Raw genomic sequence first — 1,769 nt, forward strand, 5'->3', positions numbered from 1 at the left:
GTGATGCACGCCTGAACGGGTTGCAGGAATCTGGTTTGCTGGAATACTTCCTTGAGCCTAAGTTGAGTAATTTCCTCACGGGCGCACAGCGTGCACGTATGGAAGAGTTTGAAGCGATGGGCGATGAGATCGAAATCGATCCCGCCACCGCTAAAAAAAGGCAGAACGACGCTAACGGAAACAAACCGGCAGTCGCTCCTGCTCAGTCCACGGATGAGGACACGCCGGTATCTCGCCTCGACCGTCTAGCGGCAGACATAGCTACTGACCAGCACGTTCACAAAGCATATGCCGATTTTTACAAGCGGCGGGCTGAGTGGGTCGCGTTAAAAAAAGAAGCGGTAGCGGCCGCTAAGTTAGAAGGCTACACCTACGAAAGCGGCTCGCTGTACTCCAAGGAGGCGATTGAAGCGCGGGCACGCGTGCAAGCTTATCTGGAGGCTCGCAAGAAATTCCTCGGCAACAAAGACTTCAAGCAGGTATCGCTGGAAGACGTTGCCAAAGCCTTGGCGGAAAAGAAAAAAAGTTACGACAATATCTGCAGTGGCATGACTGACTGCACCGCCGATCTGGTCGGTTATGTCTACACACTACACAAAAATGCCGAAGCGCTTGATTACCACGCTTACACTGAATCCATCATCAAAGCGTCCGAGTATGGTCTTGCTCTTCCGGAATTCGCCTTGATCAGTGACGGACTCCCTTCCGGTATCGAGCAGTTCAAACTATATCTGGACACAGAGAAAAAGCAGGTAGAAGTTACAGCGCAGCTTCAGGAGAAATACAAACGCTGGATCGAGGCAACTGGCCAAAATGCACAGGCGCCAGCCGGCCTCGTTGATGCAGAACGTGCCAAGTGGGATCAACTACAAAAAATCAAGGACGACCTCCAGGCCACAGCCCAACAAAATGTCAGCACCAGTAAACCTAGGCGCTATTTAATTTGGGAACCAGAAGAGTTCCAACCGAAACCAATCGACCGTATGGTAAAGCCAGGCTTTCCACTGCGTGAAGTCAGCCTTTCTGACGCCAAGGGCACGCCCCTTGGATGGTTCAGCATGGCGAACCTGAAAGACGCAAAAAAAATAATCGAAGAAGACTTGAAAAAGGCAGCTGGCTCGATAAAGAAGGTAAAAGAAAGTCTACCAACCGATGCTACCGAAGGCTCCGATAAAAACAGTGAAATCAGTTCGTTCCGCCAATGGCTCTTGGATCAGGGCGCAATAAAAATCAGTGATCAGGCTGGCGACTGTTTCGACGAAAAAGGCTGGTTCAAAGCTAAAGACTTTTACGCGTACTTGAAAAAGCAAGGTTATGAGGTTACTGAACTAGAAGACGACGCGGCCCTAACTAACTGGGGCAAGCACCTTCAGCAACTAGTGTTCCAGAAAAGTGTGCGCGGCGAAGTAAGGCTGTTTGATGCAAGTCCTCAGGCTCAATTCGTCCGCTGCCTGACTCCTCCACAGCCGAGCATTCACGGTGAACTGAAGCTAGAAGGCCCGAAGATGTCCGCCGCGGAAGGCTTCCAGATATCTGGGGAGATGGGATTGAGCCTGGACTTAGCACGGGGCGAAGTTCAGTTAATGAAAGTGGACATGCCTGCCAAAGCCAACGCTCAAGAAATCATGCTTGACTATCTCTTGGACGGCAGCCCAAGACAAATGAGTTTCGGCCGCTTCTCCTTTCACTTTGGTGTAAAGGCCTGGGGTTACGCTGGAGCGTCGTTATTGTTAGCTGGCAGCGTCGAGCTGAGCCCTATCTTCGGCAAC

Annotated in this window: 1 pseudogene; it reads left to right on the forward strand. The window is 51.2% G+C overall.

Going from position 1 to position 1,769, the window contains the following annotated elements:
- Nucleotides 1-35 precede the first annotated feature (35 nt).
- A pseudogene (locus OQK_RS29565) lies at nt 36-1,769 on the forward strand (LysM peptidoglycan-binding domain-containing protein); the annotation flags it as partial.

Source organism: Pseudomonas sp. R62 (assembly GCF_000257605.1).
Taxonomy (GTDB): domain Bacteria; phylum Pseudomonadota; class Gammaproteobacteria; order Pseudomonadales; family Pseudomonadaceae; genus Aquipseudomonas; species Aquipseudomonas atacamensis.